Genomic DNA, 14213 nt, shown 5'->3' on the forward strand with positions numbered 1-14213 from the left:
GTGAATACCCTCTACTTGGGTGCGGAAGGCGGGATCAACCCGGTCATCCCGCACACGTCGGAGATCATCCTCGGCCTGATCTCGTTCCTGGTCCTGCTTTTCGTGATCTCGAAGTTCGTCACCCCGAAGTTCGAGGCTTTGTACGCGGAGCGGGCGGCGAAGATCGAGGGTGGCATCGAGAAGGCGGAGCAGGCTCAGGCCGAGGCTCAGAAGCTGCTCGGGCAGTACAAGGAGCAGCTGGCCGAGGCTCGCGCCGAGGCGGCACGCATCCGCGACGACGCGCGGGCCGAAGGCCTGCAGATCATCGAGGAGCTGCGCGAGCAGGCGCAGGCCGAGTCTTCCCGGATCGTCGCCCAGGGCCAGCACCAGCTGGACGCGCAGCGCGCCCAGATCGTCGCGGAGCTCCGCGCCGACCTCGGTCGCACGGCCGTCGAGCTGGCCAGCAAGGTGGTCGGTGAGTCCCTCGAGGACGAGGCGCGCCGCCGCGGCACCGTGGACCGCTTCCTCAACGAGCTGGACGCCGTCGCGGCGCCGGCGAGCAAGTAGAGGACGCCCATGACGCTGCATGCCGCAAGTCGTGAAGCTCTGGCAGCCGCTGAACTGCGGCTGCTGGAGCTGGCCGACGCCACCAAGGCGCCCGCCGAGCTCTCGAAGCTCGGCGAGGAGCTGTTCGCCGTGCTCGGTGTGCTCGTCGGGCAGCCGCAGCTGCGGCGGGCGTTCGCCGACGCGTCGTCGGACCCGGCCGGTCGCGAACAGCTCGTGCGGGGCCTGTTCGACGGCAAGGTCACCGGCGCGACGCTGCAGGTGCTGGTCGTGGTGGTCACCGCTCGCTGGTCGAGCCCGCGTGAGCTGGTCGACGGCATCGAGTCGCTCGCACGCACCGCGCTGCTGGTGCGTGCCGAACGCGACGGCAAGCTGGACGACGTCGAGGACGAGCTGTTCCGGCTCGGCCGCATCGTCGCCGGCTCGCACGAGCTGGAGCTGCTGCTCGCCGACCACGCGGCCGACACCGCGGGCAAGGTCGAGCTCATCGACGGCCTGGTCGTCGGCAAGGTCGACGAGGTCACCAAGACCCTGGTCGACCAGCTCGTCCGGCACCCGCGCGGCCAGCGCGTCGTCGACGGGCTCAGCGAGCTCGCCGACCTCGCCGCGAAGCGCCGCCAGCGGTCGGTCGCGCACGTCCGGTCCGCAGTGGAGCTCACCGCGGAGCAGGTCGACCGCCTGACGACCACGCTGACCACGATCTACTCCCGTCCGATCGCGCTGCACGTCGAGGTCGACCCCAGGCTTCAGGGCGGACTGCAGATCAAGATCGGCGACGAAGTCATCGACGGAAGCGTGGCAGGCCGGTTGGCGGCGCTGCGCCGCAATCTCGCCAGCTAGGCCCCGAGCCCCTTTTCCTAGAACGAAGAAGTGAGAGCAGGAACGACATGGCGGAGCTGACGATCTCGTCGGACGAGATCCGCAGTGCGATCGAGAAGTACGTCTCGAGCTACTCCCCGGAGGTCAGCCGGGAAGAGGTTGGTGTCGTTGCCGAGACCTACGACGGCATCGCCATCGTCGAAGGCCTCCCTGGCACGATGACCAACGAGCTCCTCGAGTTCCCGGGCGGTGTGCTCGGCGTCGCGCTGAACCTGGAAGTTCGCGAGATCGGCGCGGTCATCCTCGGTGACTTCGACAAGATCGAGGAGGGCCAGGAGGTCCGCCGGACGGGCAAGGTCCTGTCCGTGCCGGTCGGCGACGGCTTCCTCGGCCGCGTCGTGAACCCTCTCGGCACCCCGATCGACGGCCTCGGCGACATCGTGGCCGACGACAACCGCGCCCTGGAGCTGCAGGCGGCGTCCGTGCTGGAGCGCCAGCCGGTGTCCGAGCCGATGCAGACCGGCATCAAGGCGATCGACGCGATGACCCCGATCGGTCGCGGCCAGCGCCAGCTGATCATCGGTGACCGCAAGACCGGCAAGACCGCGGTCTGCATCGACACGATCATCAACCAGAAGAAGGCCTGGGAGTCGGGCGACCCGAAGCAGCAGGTCCGCTGCGTCTACGTCGCCATCGGCCAGAAGGGCTCCACCATCGCGGGCGTCAAGACCGCGCTGGAGGAGGCGGGCGCGCTCGAGTACACGACGATCGTGGCCGCCCCGGCGTCTGACTCCGCCGGCTTCAAGTGGCTCGCGCCGTACGCCGGTTCCGCGATCGGTCAGCACTGGATGTACCAGGGCAAGCACGTCCTGATCATCTTCGACGACCTGACCAAGCAGGCCGAGGCGTACCGCGCCATCTCGCTGCTGCTGCGCCGCCCGCCGGGCCGCGAGGCGTACCCCGGCGACGTCTTCTACTTGCACTCGCGTCTCCTCGAGCGTTGCGCGAAGCTGTCGGACGAGCTGGGCGCGGGCTCGATGACGGGTCTCCCGATCATCGAGACCAAGGCGAACGACGTGTCGGCGTACATCCCGACCAACGTCATCTCGATCACCGACGGTCAGTGCTTCCTCGAGTCCGACCTCTTCAACGCCGGTGTCCGCCCGGCCGTCAACGTGGGTATCTCGGTTTCCCGGGTCGGTGGTGCCGCGCAGATCAAGGCCATGAAGGACGTCGCAGGCTCGCTGCGCCTCGACCTGTCGCAGTTCCGCGAGCTGGAGGCGTTCTCCGCCTTCGCCTCGGACCTCGACGCCGCGTCGCGCGCCCAGCTGGACCGCGGTGCCCGCCTGGTCGAGCTGCTCAAGCAGGGCCAGTACTCGCCGGTCCCCGTCGAGGAGCAGGTCGTCGAGATCTTCCTCGCGACCAAGGGCCACCTCGACGACGTGCCCGTCGCGGACATCCGCCGCTTCGTCGCCGACTTCAAGGACTCGCTCCGCCGCAACCACGCGGACGTGCTCGGCGGCATCGTCGAGACGAAGAAGTTGTCCGACGACGCCAAGAAGCGCATTGTCGATGCCGTCAGCGACTTCAAGAAGCAGTTCACCGCTTCGGACGGCACCACGATCGTGAACGAGGCGCCGGCCAAGGCGATGGACGCGGACAAGGTCGGACACGAGTCGGTCAAGGTCCACAAGCCCGAGCCCACCAAGAAGTGATCTGAGCCATGGGCGCACAGATTCGCGAGCTTCGCCAACGGATCCGAACGGTCAACTCGACCAAGAAGATCACCAAGGCGTACGAGCTCATCGCCACGTCTCGCCTCGCGAAGGCGCAGACCAGGGTCGCGGCCTCGCGTCCCTACGCGGACGAGATCACTAACGTGCTCTCCGCGTTGGCCGAGGCCTCGGCGAACCTCGACCACCCCCTGCTGACCGAGCGCAAGAGCCCCACGCGTGCCGCTGTCCTGGTCGTGACCAGCGACAAGGGCATGTGCGGCGGGTACAACGCCAACGTCCTCAAGGCCGCCGAGCAGCTGCTGCAGCTGCTCCGGTCCGAGGGCAAGGAGCCGGTGCTGTACGTGCTCGGCCGCAAGGGTGTCGGTTACTACTCGTTCCGGCGCCGTGAGGTCGTCGGTTCGTGGACCGGCTTCTCCCAGCTGCCGCACTACGTCAACGCCGTCGAGGCGGGTGACGCGTTGGTGGAGGCGTTCCTGGAAGGCACGGAGAACGGTGGCGCGGGCGTGGACGAGATCCACGTCGTCTACACCGAGTTCCAGTCCATGCTGAGCCAGACGCCGACCGCCAAGCGGATCGCGCCGATGGAGGTCGAGTACACCGGCGAGCGTCCCACCGGGCCGCGCGCGGTGTACGACTTCGAGCCCAGCGCCGAGGCGCTGCTCAGCGCGATGCTGCCGAAGTACGTGAAGACGCGCCTGTTCTCCGCGATGCTGGAGGCGGCGGCTTCGGAGTCGGCGGCCCGCCGCACGGCCATGAAGGCCGCGACGGACAACGCGACGGAGCTCGTGCGCAACCTCAGCAGGCAGGCGAACTCGGCCCGTCAGGCCCAGATCACCCAGGAGATCAGCGAGATCGTCGGTGGCGCCTCCGCGCTTACCGGTGGCGCAGGAAGTGATGAGTGACATGAGTGCTACTGCCACCACCACCCGCACCGGCCGTGTGGTTCGGGTGATCGGCGCGGTCGTCGACGTGGAGTTCCCGCGTGACAACGTGCCCGAGCTGTTCAACGCGCTGCACACGGAGATCGCCTTCGAGGCGGTCGCCAAGACGCTGACCCTCGAGGTCGCGCAGCACCTCGGCGACAACCTGGTCCGCACCATCTCGATGCAGCCGACCGATGGTCTGATCCGCGGCGCCACGGTGACCGACACCGGCAAGGCGATCTCGGTGCCCGTCGGCGACGTCGTCAAGGGTCACGTCTTCAACGCCCTCGGTGACTGCCTCGACTCGCCCGGCCTCGGCCGCGACGGCGAGCAGTGGGGCATCCACCGCAAGGCGCCCGCCTTCGACCAGCTCGAGGGCAAGACCGAGATCCTCGAGACCGGCATCAAGGTCATCGACCTGCTCACCCCGTACGTCAAGGGTGGCAAGATCGGCCTGTTCGGTGGCGCGGGTGTCGGCAAGACCGTGCTCATCCAGGAGATGATCACGCGTATCGCGCGTGAGTTCTCCGGTACGTCGGTGTTCGCCGGCGTCGGTGAGCGCACCCGTGAGGGCACCGACCTCCTCCTCGAGATGGAGGAGATGGGCGTTCTCGGCGACACCGCGCTGGTCTTCGGTCAGATGGACGAGCCGCCCGGCACGCGCATGCGCGTCGCGCTGTCCGCTCTCACGATGGCGGAGTACTTCCGCGACGTGCAGAACCAGGACGTGCTGCTCTTCATCGACAACATCTTCCGGTTCACCCAGGCCGGTTCCGAGGTGTCGACCCTGCTGGGCCGCATGCCTTCGGCCGTGGGTTACCAGCCGACGCTGGCCGACGAGATGGGTGAGCTCCAGGAGCGCATCACCTCGACGCGCGGTAAGTCGATCACGTCGCTGCAGGCCATCTACGTGCCCGCTGACGACTACACCGACCCCGCCCCGGCGACGACCTTCGCCCACCTGGACGCGACGACGGAGCTCTCCCGTCCGATCTCCCAGAAGGGCATCTACCCGGCCGTCGACCCGCTGTCGTCGTCGTCTCGAATCCTCGAGCCGTCGATCGTCGGCGAGGAGCACTACCGGGTCGCCCAGGAGGTGAAGCGAATCCTGCAGAAGTACAAGGAGCTGCAGGACATCATCGCCATCCTCGGTATGGACGAGCTCTCCGAGGAGGACAAGGTCCTCGTCGGTCGCGCGCGTCGTCTCGAGCGCTTCCTCGGCCAGAACTTCATCGTCGCCGAGAAGTTCACCGGCCAGCCGGGCTCCTTCGTGCCGATCAAGGACACGATCGAGGCGTTCGACCGCGTCTGCAAGGGCGAGTTCGACCACTTCCCGGAGCAGGCGTTCTTCTCCTGCGGCGGGCTCGACGACGTCGAGGCCAACGCGAAGAAGCTCGCGGGCAACTGATCTAGCCGCAGCGTGAACTGAGGCCACCCCGGCAGCTGCCGGGGTGGCCTCAGTCATGTCACCCGCAGATCGGCGGTCTGTCGCCGATCGTGATGTTCACGGCGGTGCCAGGTTCAGCAGGTGTGCCTGCTGCGGGGATCTGGCTCATGACCTTGTCGATGTGGTTGCAATTGAGGTCGTCAAGGCGGTGTCTCACTGAACCGAGGACCAAGCCCGCTCCGGTAAGGGTGTTTCTGGCCTCTCCCTCGCGCTGGCCTTCCAGGTCCGGCACCACGATGGCCTTGCGCCAGCCCGTGTTGTTGGACCACTGGATCAGGTTGGGCGCGAAGAGCGTGGCGGTGAACGTGGCCGCGTCGGGGAAGGAGACCACGATGGTGTTGCTGCTGAGCACCAGGCCGCGGGCGGTGGGGCGCCGGAACTGCGACATGTCGATCGTCAGCTGGTCGTTGTTGTTCGAGATCACCGGGCGCCCTGGCACGCCGACCGAGTAGGCGCCGTTGAGGTCGAACACCGTCGTGATCGCGGCACTGGCCACGGTGGCGATTCCCAGCAGGCTGGCCGCCGCCAGCGCCAGCGCGGCGCAGATCACCCCGAATCTCTTGAGCAGCACGGAAAAGCCCCCTTGTGACGGACTGGTCGAGCGGGATTCGCTCACCACGTCACGGTGGCACCGCACCCTGCAACGGGGCTGCAACGGAGCTGACGCCCCGATCAGTTCAACGGGACGACCGTCGTCGACCCGGCGGTCATGACCTGCACCTCGCCGGTGTTGGCCGGAGCGAGCCACGCGTCGGACTTCCCGTCGGGGCCGATGCCCGAGCCGTAGTCGGCGAGCACGATGCCCAGCCCGTCGGGCAGGTGGAACCGCACCGGCAACGGGCCGCCCGCCAGGACGGGGGGACCGACGATGGTGCGCTGGAGCGAGCCGTCCGACCCGTAGATGACGGCGTACAGCTGGTTCTCGAACTCGGTGACGAGCGCGGTGCGGTCGCCGGGGAGTGCCGCGATGACGTGCCACTGCCCGGAGGTGATGGAGCCGATCCGGTAGTCGACGAGCCGCGCCCGGTGCAGCGTCTCGTAGAGGTCGTGGATGACGGTGCCGCTGGGCAGGTACTCGGGCTCGGCGGTCGCGAACCTGCGGTCGTTCCACCCGAGTCCGGTGTAGGGGATGTACGCGCGCTGCGGCGTGATGGGCGTCCGCGGGTACAGCAGCTGCTGGTCGAGGTTGAAGTCGTCCGGCGGTGGAGGGGTCTGGGCCAGCACGAACAACGGCTTGTCGCCCTGCTCGGCGGTGACGACGGCGACCCCGTCCGTCATGGTCAGCGGGCGCCACTCCCGTGACAGCGCGCCGTCCTGGCCGCGCGTCGCCCGCATCGAGTGCTGGACCGGCACGCTGCGCTCCAGCACGAGGAACACGGAGTCCTTCGGCCCGAACTGGAACACGCCGTGCTGCGGGTTCTCCGCGGTCTGCGACTCGAAGCTGATGAGCTGGTCGTTCACCACGAGCCCGACGGACGTCGCCCAGCTCTTGTCGGCGTGCTGGGCCTGCAGCACGACCGCCGTCTTGCCCGCGGGGGTGTTGCCGGCCCACAGGACGTGCGTCGGGGCGTCCTCCGGCGAGTCCACGCGCTGAGACATGGCGGATGGCGTCTGCGTGCGCCACGACGCCCTGGCGCCGTCGAGGAACTGCTGGTCGCTCGCGAGCTCGCCGCGCGTCGGCAGTGCGAACCGCTCGTCGGTCGTGCTGACCTCGGACGTGCCCGCGCGGGTCAGCACCACACCCGCGACACCGCCCGCGATCAGCGCGACCACGGCGGTGGTGATCACCAGCTTGCGGGTGCGACGTCGGCGCGCACCGGTCATGACATCCCCCAGGAACCCCGGCCGCACGTCGACGTTCTCCGTCACGGCCTCGAAAGCATCTTTCAGCTGCACGTCAGCACCTCCTCACCCATGAGCTCCCGCATGCGCGCGAGCCCGCGTGAGGTCTGGCTCTTCACAGTTCCGATGCCGCAGCCCAGCGCCGCGGCCGTCTCCGCCTCGGTCAGGTCGTCGAAGTACCTGAGCACCAACACCGCTCGCATCCTGTTCGGCAGCTGCGCGAGTGCGCGTACCACGCTGTCCTGGTCGACGACCCGTTGTTCGTGACCGCGGGCAACCGGGTCAGCCGCGTACTCCAACGGCGCCTCGGCCGGCCTGCGCGACCGCCACCGCCAGCGGTTGGCCGCCGCGTTGGCGAGCGCGGCCCGCACGTACGCCTCGTGGCCGCCGTTGATGCGCCGCCATCGGCTGTACATGCGTTCGAGCACGTCCTGGAGCAGGTCCTCGGCCGCACCCTGGTCGCCGCCGCACAACAGGTACGCGGTGCGCAGCAGCGCCTGCGACCGCAGTGCGACGAAGTCCTCGAAGTCCTGCACGTTCCCCCCTGCCCGTCACTCTAAGGACACCACCTTGGTGCGAAAGGTTGTCGTCGCCCGTCCGAAAGGCGGTTCATGCGCGACTGCGTTGAGTGACCGTTTAGACTGCGTTCGAGTCCAGACGACGAGGGAGAATCGCGTGGCCGAGATGACCGTGCAGCTGGTCGCCGTGGAACGACGCCTGTGGTCCGGCACGGCCACCTCCGTTGTGGCGCAGACGACCGAGGGCGAGATCGGCATCCTGCCCGGCCACGAGCCCGTGCTCGGCCAGCTGGTCGAGGGTGGCGTCGTCCGCATCCGCACCACCGACGGCGAGCTGGTGACCGCAGCGGTGCACGGCGGTTTCCTCTCCGTCACCGGTGACGGCGTGAGCGTCCTCGCTGAGGACGCCGAGCTGGCCGGTGAGATCGACATCGAGCAGGCGCGCCAGAAGCTCCAGGACGCCGACGAGGCGGAGCGGGCCCGAGCGGCCGCGCAGGTACGCGCCGTCGAACAGTCGGCCTGAGCACGGACGCGGGCGAGCAGCCGTGGGGATCACCGAGATAGCCGGGCTGATCCTGCTCGGTGTGGCACTCGTCATCACGTACTTCGCCTGGCGCCGCATCCGGCTGCTCCGCGAGGGCGGCGTGCACGTCGCCCTGCGCAAGCGGTTCGACGACAGAGGCAGAGGCTGGCATCTCGGTGTCGGCCACTACCGGGGCGACGAGTTCGCGTGGTTCCGCGTGCTCAGCCTCGGTACCGGCCCCGACGAGATGCTGTCGAGAGACGGCCTCGAGATCGACACGCGGCGCGAGCCGACCGGGCCGGAGGCCTACGCCATGCCCGCCGGGGCGACGGTGCTCCGGTGCCGCAGCACCGGCGGTGAGGTCGAGATCGCGATGGGCCCGGATGCGCTCACAGGATTTCTCTCCTGGTTGGAGTCAGCGCCTCCGGGCCGTTCCATTCCCTGGGCCAGCTAGTCCTGGGCGTGCGCCCCCGGCTGCCACAGCACGTCGCCGTCGGGGTTGGCCACGCGGGCGAGGATGAACAGCAGGTCCGACAGCCGGTTGAGGTACTTGGCCGTCAGCACGTTCGTGTGCTCGGGGTCGTCCTCGATGAGCGCCCACGTCCGGCGCTCCGCGCGACGCGAGATCGTCCGCGCCTGGTGCAGCAGTGCGGCGCCGGGAGTCCCGCCGTTGAGGATGAACGACTCCAGCTTGCCCAGTCGCTCGTTGAACTCGTCGCACCAGGACTCGAGGCGGTCCACGTAGGCCTGGGTGACGCGCAGCGGCGGATACTTGGGGTCGGGCACGATGGGCGTGCACAGGTCGGCCCCGACGTCGAACAGGTCGTTCTGCACCTTGCGGACGACGTCGTGCACGTCGGAAGTCAGTGCGCCGAGCGCGAGTGCGACGCCGAGCGCGGCGTTGGTCTCGTCGACGTCGGCGTAGGCCTCGATGCGCGGGTCGGTCTTGGGCACGCGCGAGAAGTCGCCGAGTCCGGTGGTGCCGTCGTCGCCGACTCGCGTGTAGATCTTGGTCAGGTGAACCGCCATGACCGCACTCTAAGCGGCATCCGTACGATTGCCCGGCAGGGGCAACAGCTAGGAGTTCTTCGGTGAGCGAGCACTTCCGGGTACACGGCGGCGCACGACTGGTCGGCGAGGTCGACGTCGTCGGCGCCAAGAACAGCGTGTTGAAGCTGATGGCCGCGGCGCTGCTGGCCGAGGGCACCACGACGATCACGAACTGCCCGGAGATCCTCGACGTCCCGCTGATGGCGGACGTGCTGCGCAGCCTCGGCTGCGAGGTGACGCTCGAGGGCGACGTGGCGAGGATCACCACGCCCGCCGAGCTCAACCACATGGCGAACTCGGAGGCCATGGGCAAGCTCCGCGCGTCCGTCTGCGTGCTCGGCCCGCTGGTCGGCCGCTGCAAGCGCGCGGTCGTCGCACTGCCCGGCGGTGACGCGATCGGCTCGCGTCCGCTGGACATGCACCAGAACGGCCTGCGCAAGCTCGGCGCCACGTCCGAGATCGAGCACGGCTGCGTCGTCGCCGAGGCCGAGGGCCTGCACGGCGCGCAGATCTGGCTCGACTTCCCGAGCGTCGGCGCCACCGAGAACATCCTGATGGCCGCGGTGCTCGCCAAGGGCACCACGATCATCGACAACGCCGCGCGCGAGCCGGAGATCGTCGACATCTGCGTGATGCTGCAGCAGATGGGCGCCCAGATCGAAGGCGCGGGCACGTCCACGCTGACCGTGCACGGCGTCGACTCGCTGCACCCCACCGAGCACCGCGTCATCGGCGACCGCATCGTCGGCGCCACCTGGGGCTTCGCCGCCGCGATCACCCGCGGCGACATCCGGGTGCGCGGCGTCAACCCGCACCACGTCGACCTGGTGCTGGAGAAGCTCCGCATGGCGGGCGCCGAGGTCACCCTGTTCGAGGGCGGGCCGGACGAGGGCTTCCGCGTGGTCATGAACGGCCGTCCGAAGGCCGTCGACTTCGTGACGCTGCCGTACCCCGGCTTCGCGACGGACAACCAGCCGTTCGCCATCACGTTGTCCGCGATCTCCGAGGGCACGTCGATGATCACCGAGAACCTCTTCGAGTCGAGGTTCCGGTTCATCGAGGAGATGATCCGGATGGCCGCTGACGCGCGCACCGACGGCCACCACGCCGTCGTGCGCGGCGTCGAGAGGCTGTCCAGCGCGCCGGTGTGGGCGTCGGACATCCGCGCGGGCGCCGGCCTCGTGCTCGCGGGCCTCGTCGCGGACGGCGAGACCGAGGTCTACGAGATCTTCCACATCGAGCGCGGCTACCCCGGCTTCGTGGAGAACCTGCGCAAGCTCGGTGCGAACGTGGAACGCGTCAGCTCCTGACGGTCACCGGCACGCGCTGGGCCGTGTTGTTCGCCATGCCCTGCGAGTTCCACGGCTGGTCGACGGGCTGCTGATGCCCGTCGGCGTCCGTGGCCCTGACGGACAGCACGTAGTCGCCGGGCTTGGCCACCCACTCGTACTCCCAGTGCTGCCACGCGTAGCGCTCGGGCGGCGGGCCGACCTTCGCGTCGTGCCACGACAGCCCGTCGTCCGTGGACACCTCGACCCGGATGATCGGTGCCAGCCCGGACCACGTGCGGCCGGACAGCGTGGTGTGCCCGGCCTCGACGGTCCGGTGCCGCGTCATGAAGTCCGGGAAACCGGGCGGGATCATCAGCGCCCGCGGCTGGATCCGCGTCACCGGCTCGCCGTTGATCCGGTACGCGACGGCCTGCTGGAAGCCGCGGAACAGTTCGGTCGAGAACTCCACGCGGCGCAGCCACTTCACGTGCGTCATGCCGTACCAGCCGGGCACGATCAGCCGCACCGGCGCGCCGTGCTGGGGGAGCAGCGGCTGGCCGTTCATCTCGTACGCCAGCAGCACGTCGCGGCGCGACGCCTCGGCGACGGACAGCGCGCGTTGGTAGTCCTGCTCGACGCCGCGGTCGAGTCCGTGGTCGGCGCCGGTGAACACGACGTCGACCGCGTCGCCGGGGACGTCGCCCAGCAGCGGTGCCAGCGGCGTGCCGGTCCAGGTCGCGCACCCGACGGCCTCGTCGAGCCACGGCTGGCTGATCGGCCGCGGTGCCAGGCGCGCGCGGCCGTTACCCGCGCACTCGAGCGTGACGGTGTGGCTGACCTGCGGCAGCTCGCGCAGCTGGGCGAGGCTGATGATCTGGTCCGGCAGTTCGAGCCGCCACGTCTCGGGCTCGGCGAACGGGATGTCGTAGTGGGTCAGCAGGTAGTGCAGCCCGGCCGGGGTGACGTCGTAGCGCAACGCCTCCAGCGGCATGCCGTGGTTGCGGGTGGCGAGCCTCAGTTCGTCGAGGGTGATGCCCTCGCCGAGGTCCGCGATGCGTGCGGTCATGGCGCCTCCACTAGGTGGGGTCGCGGAGCACCAACCTCGCGTTAGCCACGTCAGTGGGGAAAACCATGACGCGGTAAGGCAGGTTCCGCGATCTTGTCGCCCGCACGCCGTTCTCCTTCAGCTTGCGCACGAGCACGTTCGCCGCCTCTTCGGTCGGTACGACGGCGACCTCGCTGAGCAGTCCGAAGTCGGTTCCGTCCAGGTCCGGCACCGGTCTGCGGTCGTTGCCGAAGACGAACTTCAGCATCAGCACCAGGCCGCCGATGACGATGGACAGGATCAGGAACTGGTAGATCGCCGTCACCCCTCCAATCATGCTCCGTTGCTTCGATTCAGTGAGGAACAGCACGCGCCGCATTGGTTACCGGCCAGTACGCTTCGAGGAACCGATTTGTGGAGGTTGCCGTGCCCTACCCGGCTGACCGAGAGCGCGACCGCCCCTGGGTGATGCGCACTTACGCGGGTCACTCTTCGGCGACGGCGTCCAACGCGCTGTACCGGCGGAACCTCGCCAAGGGGCAGACGGGCCTGTCGGTCGCGTTCGACCTGCCGACGCAGACCGGATACGACCCGGACGACGAGCTCGCCAAGGGCGAGGTCGGCAAGGTCGGTGTGCCGATCAGCCACATCGGTGACATGCGCCAGCTGTTCGACCAGATCCCGCTGGACGACGCGAACACGTCGATGACGATCAACGCGACGGCCATGTGGCTGCTGGCGCTGTACGTGTCGGTGGCCGAGGAGCAGGGCGCGGACGTCTCCGCTCTGGCGGGCACGACGCAGAACGACATCATCAAGGAGTACCTGTCCCGCGGCACCTACGTGTTCCCGCCGGGACCGTCGCTGCGGCTGATCACGGACATGGTCGCGTGGACCGTGTCGAACGTGCCGAAGTGGAACCCGATCAACATCTGCAGCTACCACCTGCAGGAGGTCGGCGCGACCCCGGCGCAGGAGATCGCGTACGCGATGTGCACGGCGATCGCGGTGCTCGACTCGGTCCGCGACTCCGGCCAGGTGCCGCAGGACCGCTTCGGCGAGGTCGTCCAGCGCATCTCCTTCTTCGTGAACGCGGGCGTGCGGTTCGTCGAGGAGATGTGCAAGATGCGCGCGTTCACGCGCCTCTGGGACGAGATCACCCTGGAGCGCTACGGCATCCAGGACGTCAAGCAGCGGCGCTTCCGCTACGGCGTGCAGGTCAACTCGCTCGGCCTGACCGAGGCGCAGCCGGAGAACAACGTCCAGCGCATCGTGCTGGAGATGCTCGCGGTGTCGCTCTCGCGCGACGCCCGTGCCCGCGCGATCCAGTTGCCCGCGTGGAACGAGGCGCTCGGCCTGCCGCGCCCGTGGGACCAGCAGTGGGCGCTGCGCATGCAGCAGGTGCTCGCCTACGAGACGGACCTGCTGGAGTACGAGGACATCTTCGCGGGCTCCGTCGTCATCGAGTCCAAAGTGGACGACATCATCCGCGGCGCGCGCGAGGAGATCGACCGCGTGCAGGCGATGGGCGGCGCGGTCGCGGCCGTCGAGTCCGGCTACATGAAGTCCGCGCTGGTGTCGTCGTTGGCGGACCGTCGTCGTCGCGTCGAGTCCGGCGAGGACATCATCGTCGGCGTCAACAAGTTCGACACGACCGAGCCGTCGCCGCTGCAGGCCGAGGGCGCGAGCGCGATCGAGACCATCGACCCGATCGTCGAGCTGCACGCCGTCGAGGCCATCCAGCAGTGGCGTGCCACGCGTGACTCCTCAGCGGTCGAGGTCGCGCTGGACTCCTTGCGCGCCGCCGCGAAGACCGATGCGAACCTGGTCGACGTGACCCTGGCCTGTGCACGCGCCGGCGTGACGACCGGCGAGTGGGCTTCCGCCCTGCGCGAGACGTTCGGTGAATACCGCGCGCCCACCGGTGTCTCGGCCGCTTCCGCCTCGGGCGAGGCGGGTACGGAGATCGCTCGGGTGCGCGATCGGGTGCGGTCGACGGGCGAGGAGATCGGCGAGCGGCTGCGGATGCTCGTCGGCAAGCCCGGTCTCGACGGCCACTCCAACGGCGCCGAGCAGGTCGCCGTCCGGGCGCGCGACGTCGGTTTCGAGGTGGTGTACCAGGGGATCCGGCTCACGCCGGCGCAGATCGTCGCCGCCGCCGTGCAGGAGGACGTGCACGTCGTCGGGCTGTCGATCCTGTCCGGGTCGCACCTGGAGGTCGTGCCCGCCGTCGTGGACGGGCTGCGTGCCGCCGGTGCCGGCGACATCCCCGTGATCGTGGGCGGGATCATTCCGCCTGACGACGCCGCCAAGCTGCGGGAGCGCGGGGTGGCTCGGGTGTTCACGCCCAAGGACTACGAGCTCACGCAGATCATGGACGAGATCGTCACCGTGATCCGCGAGGTGCACGAGCTCAGCTGACGCCTGCGGGCCAGGCGCGCAACCTCAGCTCAGCCGCGCGCTCAGCCTCATCAACTAGGCCGTCGCAGGCGCGCG

General features: G+C 68.9%; 15 protein-coding genes. 9 read left to right on the forward strand and 6 right to left on the reverse strand.

Annotated features, from left to right (window positions below):
• From FKR81_RS05665 to atpD, 5 genes are read left to right on the forward strand one after another with little or no spacing between them, the layout of a single operon-like run.
• The gene (locus tag FKR81_RS05665; protein WP_146349997.1) at window positions 1-546 is read left to right on the forward strand and encodes a F0F1 ATP synthase subunit B; all 546 of its coding nucleotides are present in this window, start codon (window positions 1-3) and stop codon (window positions 544-546) included.
• Between the two features lie 9 nt (window positions 547-555).
• Window positions 556-1383 (forward strand): F0F1 ATP synthase subunit delta, encoded by an 828-nt coding sequence (locus FKR81_RS05670; protein WP_146349852.1) that lies wholly within the window; start codon window positions 556-558, stop codon window positions 1381-1383.
• A gap of 47 nt (window positions 1384-1430) precedes the next feature.
• Window positions 1431-3077, forward strand: a complete 1647-nt coding sequence (gene atpA / locus FKR81_RS05675) for a F0F1 ATP synthase subunit alpha (RefSeq protein ID WP_146349853.1) — start codon at window positions 1431-1433, stop codon at window positions 3075-3077.
• Window positions 3078-3085: 8 nt separating this feature from the next.
• Entirely contained in the window at window positions 3086-4000 is a 915-nt protein-coding gene (locus tag FKR81_RS05680) for a F0F1 ATP synthase subunit gamma (RefSeq protein WP_146349854.1), read from the forward strand.
• A complete protein-coding gene (gene atpD, locus FKR81_RS05685; protein ID WP_222598181.1) occupies window positions 3993-5429 on the forward strand; it encodes a F0F1 ATP synthase subunit beta in 1437 nt (478 codons plus the stop codon). Before FKR81_RS05680 ends, atpD begins: the two co-directional genes overlap by 8 nt.
• A 58-nt stretch (window positions 5430-5487) precedes the next feature.
• On the opposite strand, the gene FKR81_RS05690 is transcribed toward atpD, so the two are convergent.
• From FKR81_RS05690 to FKR81_RS05700, 3 genes are read right to left on the reverse strand one after another with little or no spacing between them, the layout of a single operon-like run.
• A complete protein-coding gene (locus FKR81_RS05690; protein WP_146349856.1) occupies window positions 5488-6084 on the reverse strand; it encodes a PASTA domain-containing protein in 597 nt (198 codons plus the stop codon).
• 56 nt (window positions 6085-6140) lie between these two features.
• On the reverse strand, window positions 6141-7364 hold the full coding sequence (locus FKR81_RS05695; protein WP_146349857.1) for a hypothetical protein: 1224 nt from the start codon (window positions 7362-7364) through the stop codon (window positions 6141-6143).
• Complete coding sequence (locus FKR81_RS05700) at window positions 7355-7846, reverse strand: SigE family RNA polymerase sigma factor (protein ID WP_146349858.1); 492 nt, start codon at window positions 7844-7846, stop codon at window positions 7355-7357. Before FKR81_RS05700 ends, FKR81_RS05695 begins: the two co-directional genes overlap by 10 nt.
• A 139-nt stretch (window positions 7847-7985) precedes the next feature.
• Here FKR81_RS05700 and FKR81_RS05705 point away from each other — a divergent pair, with 139 nt between their 5' ends.
• The gene (locus FKR81_RS05705; RefSeq protein WP_146349859.1) at window positions 7986-8351 is read left to right on the forward strand and encodes a F0F1 ATP synthase subunit epsilon; all 366 of its coding nucleotides are present in this window, start codon (window positions 7986-7988) and stop codon (window positions 8349-8351) included.
• Window positions 8352-8373: 22 nt separating this feature from the next.
• Window positions 8374-8805 carry a DUF2550 domain-containing protein gene (locus tag FKR81_RS05710; RefSeq protein ID WP_146349860.1) on the forward strand — a complete coding sequence of 144 codons (432 nt, stop codon included), beginning with the start codon at window positions 8374-8376 and terminating at the stop codon, window positions 8803-8805.
• Here FKR81_RS05710 and FKR81_RS05715 read toward each other — a convergent pair.
• Complete coding sequence (locus FKR81_RS05715; RefSeq protein ID WP_146349861.1) at window positions 8802-9380, reverse strand: cob(I)yrinic acid a,c-diamide adenosyltransferase; 579 nt, start codon at window positions 9378-9380, stop codon at window positions 8802-8804. The genes FKR81_RS05710 and FKR81_RS05715 overlap by 4 nt on opposite strands.
• A 62-nt stretch (window positions 9381-9442) precedes the next feature.
• On the opposite strand from FKR81_RS05715, the gene murA reads away from it, so the two are divergent.
• On the forward strand, window positions 9443-10711 hold the full coding sequence (murA, locus tag FKR81_RS05720; protein ID WP_146349862.1) for a UDP-N-acetylglucosamine 1-carboxyvinyltransferase: 1269 nt from the start codon (window positions 9443-9445) through the stop codon (window positions 10709-10711).
• On the opposite strand, the gene FKR81_RS05725 is transcribed toward murA, so the two are convergent.
• Window positions 10701-11738: a molybdopterin-dependent oxidoreductase gene (locus FKR81_RS05725; RefSeq protein WP_146349863.1), complete on the reverse strand. Its 1038-nt coding sequence runs from the start codon at window positions 11736-11738 to the stop codon at window positions 10701-10703. The two genes, murA and FKR81_RS05725, sit on opposite strands and share 11 nt — an antisense overlap.
• 10 nt (window positions 11739-11748) lie before the next feature.
• Complete coding sequence (locus FKR81_RS05730) at window positions 11749-12042, reverse strand: hypothetical protein (RefSeq protein WP_235921323.1); 294 nt, start codon at window positions 12040-12042, stop codon at window positions 11749-11751.
• A 101-nt stretch (window positions 12043-12143) separates the two neighbouring features.
• Between FKR81_RS05730 and FKR81_RS05735 the strand changes: the two genes are divergently transcribed.
• Window positions 12144-14138: a protein meaA gene (locus FKR81_RS05735; protein WP_146349865.1), complete on the forward strand. Its 1995-nt coding sequence runs from the start codon at window positions 12144-12146 to the stop codon at window positions 14136-14138.
• Window positions 14139-14213 lie beyond the last annotated feature (75 nt).

The organism is Lentzea tibetensis (genome assembly GCF_007845675.1).
In the GTDB taxonomy this organism is placed as follows: Bacteria; Actinomycetota; Actinomycetes; order Mycobacteriales; family Pseudonocardiaceae; genus Lentzea; species Lentzea tibetensis.

Bases quoted from the DNA above. Each gene is read 5' to 3' on its own strand.
- FKR81_RS05715 (WP_146349861.1), bottom strand. From the start codon at position 9,380: ATGGCGGTTCACCTGACCAAGATCTACACGCGAGTCGGCGACGACGGC.
- FKR81_RS05670 (WP_146349852.1), top strand. From the start codon at position 556: ATGACGCTGCATGCCGCAAGTCGTGAAGCTCTGGCAGCCGCTGAACTG.
- FKR81_RS05680 (WP_146349854.1), top strand. From the start codon at position 3,086: ATGGGCGCACAGATTCGCGAGCTTCGCCAACGGATCCGAACGGTCAAC.
- atpA (WP_146349853.1), top strand. From the start codon at position 1,431: ATGGCGGAGCTGACGATCTCGTCGGACGAGATCCGCAGTGCGATCGAG.
- FKR81_RS05725 (WP_146349863.1), bottom strand. From the start codon at position 11,738: ATGACCGCACGCATCGCGGACCTCGGCGAGGGCATCACCCTCGACGAA.
- atpD (WP_222598181.1), top strand. From the start codon at position 3,993: ATGAGTGACATGAGTGCTACTGCCACCACCACCCGCACCGGCCGTGTG.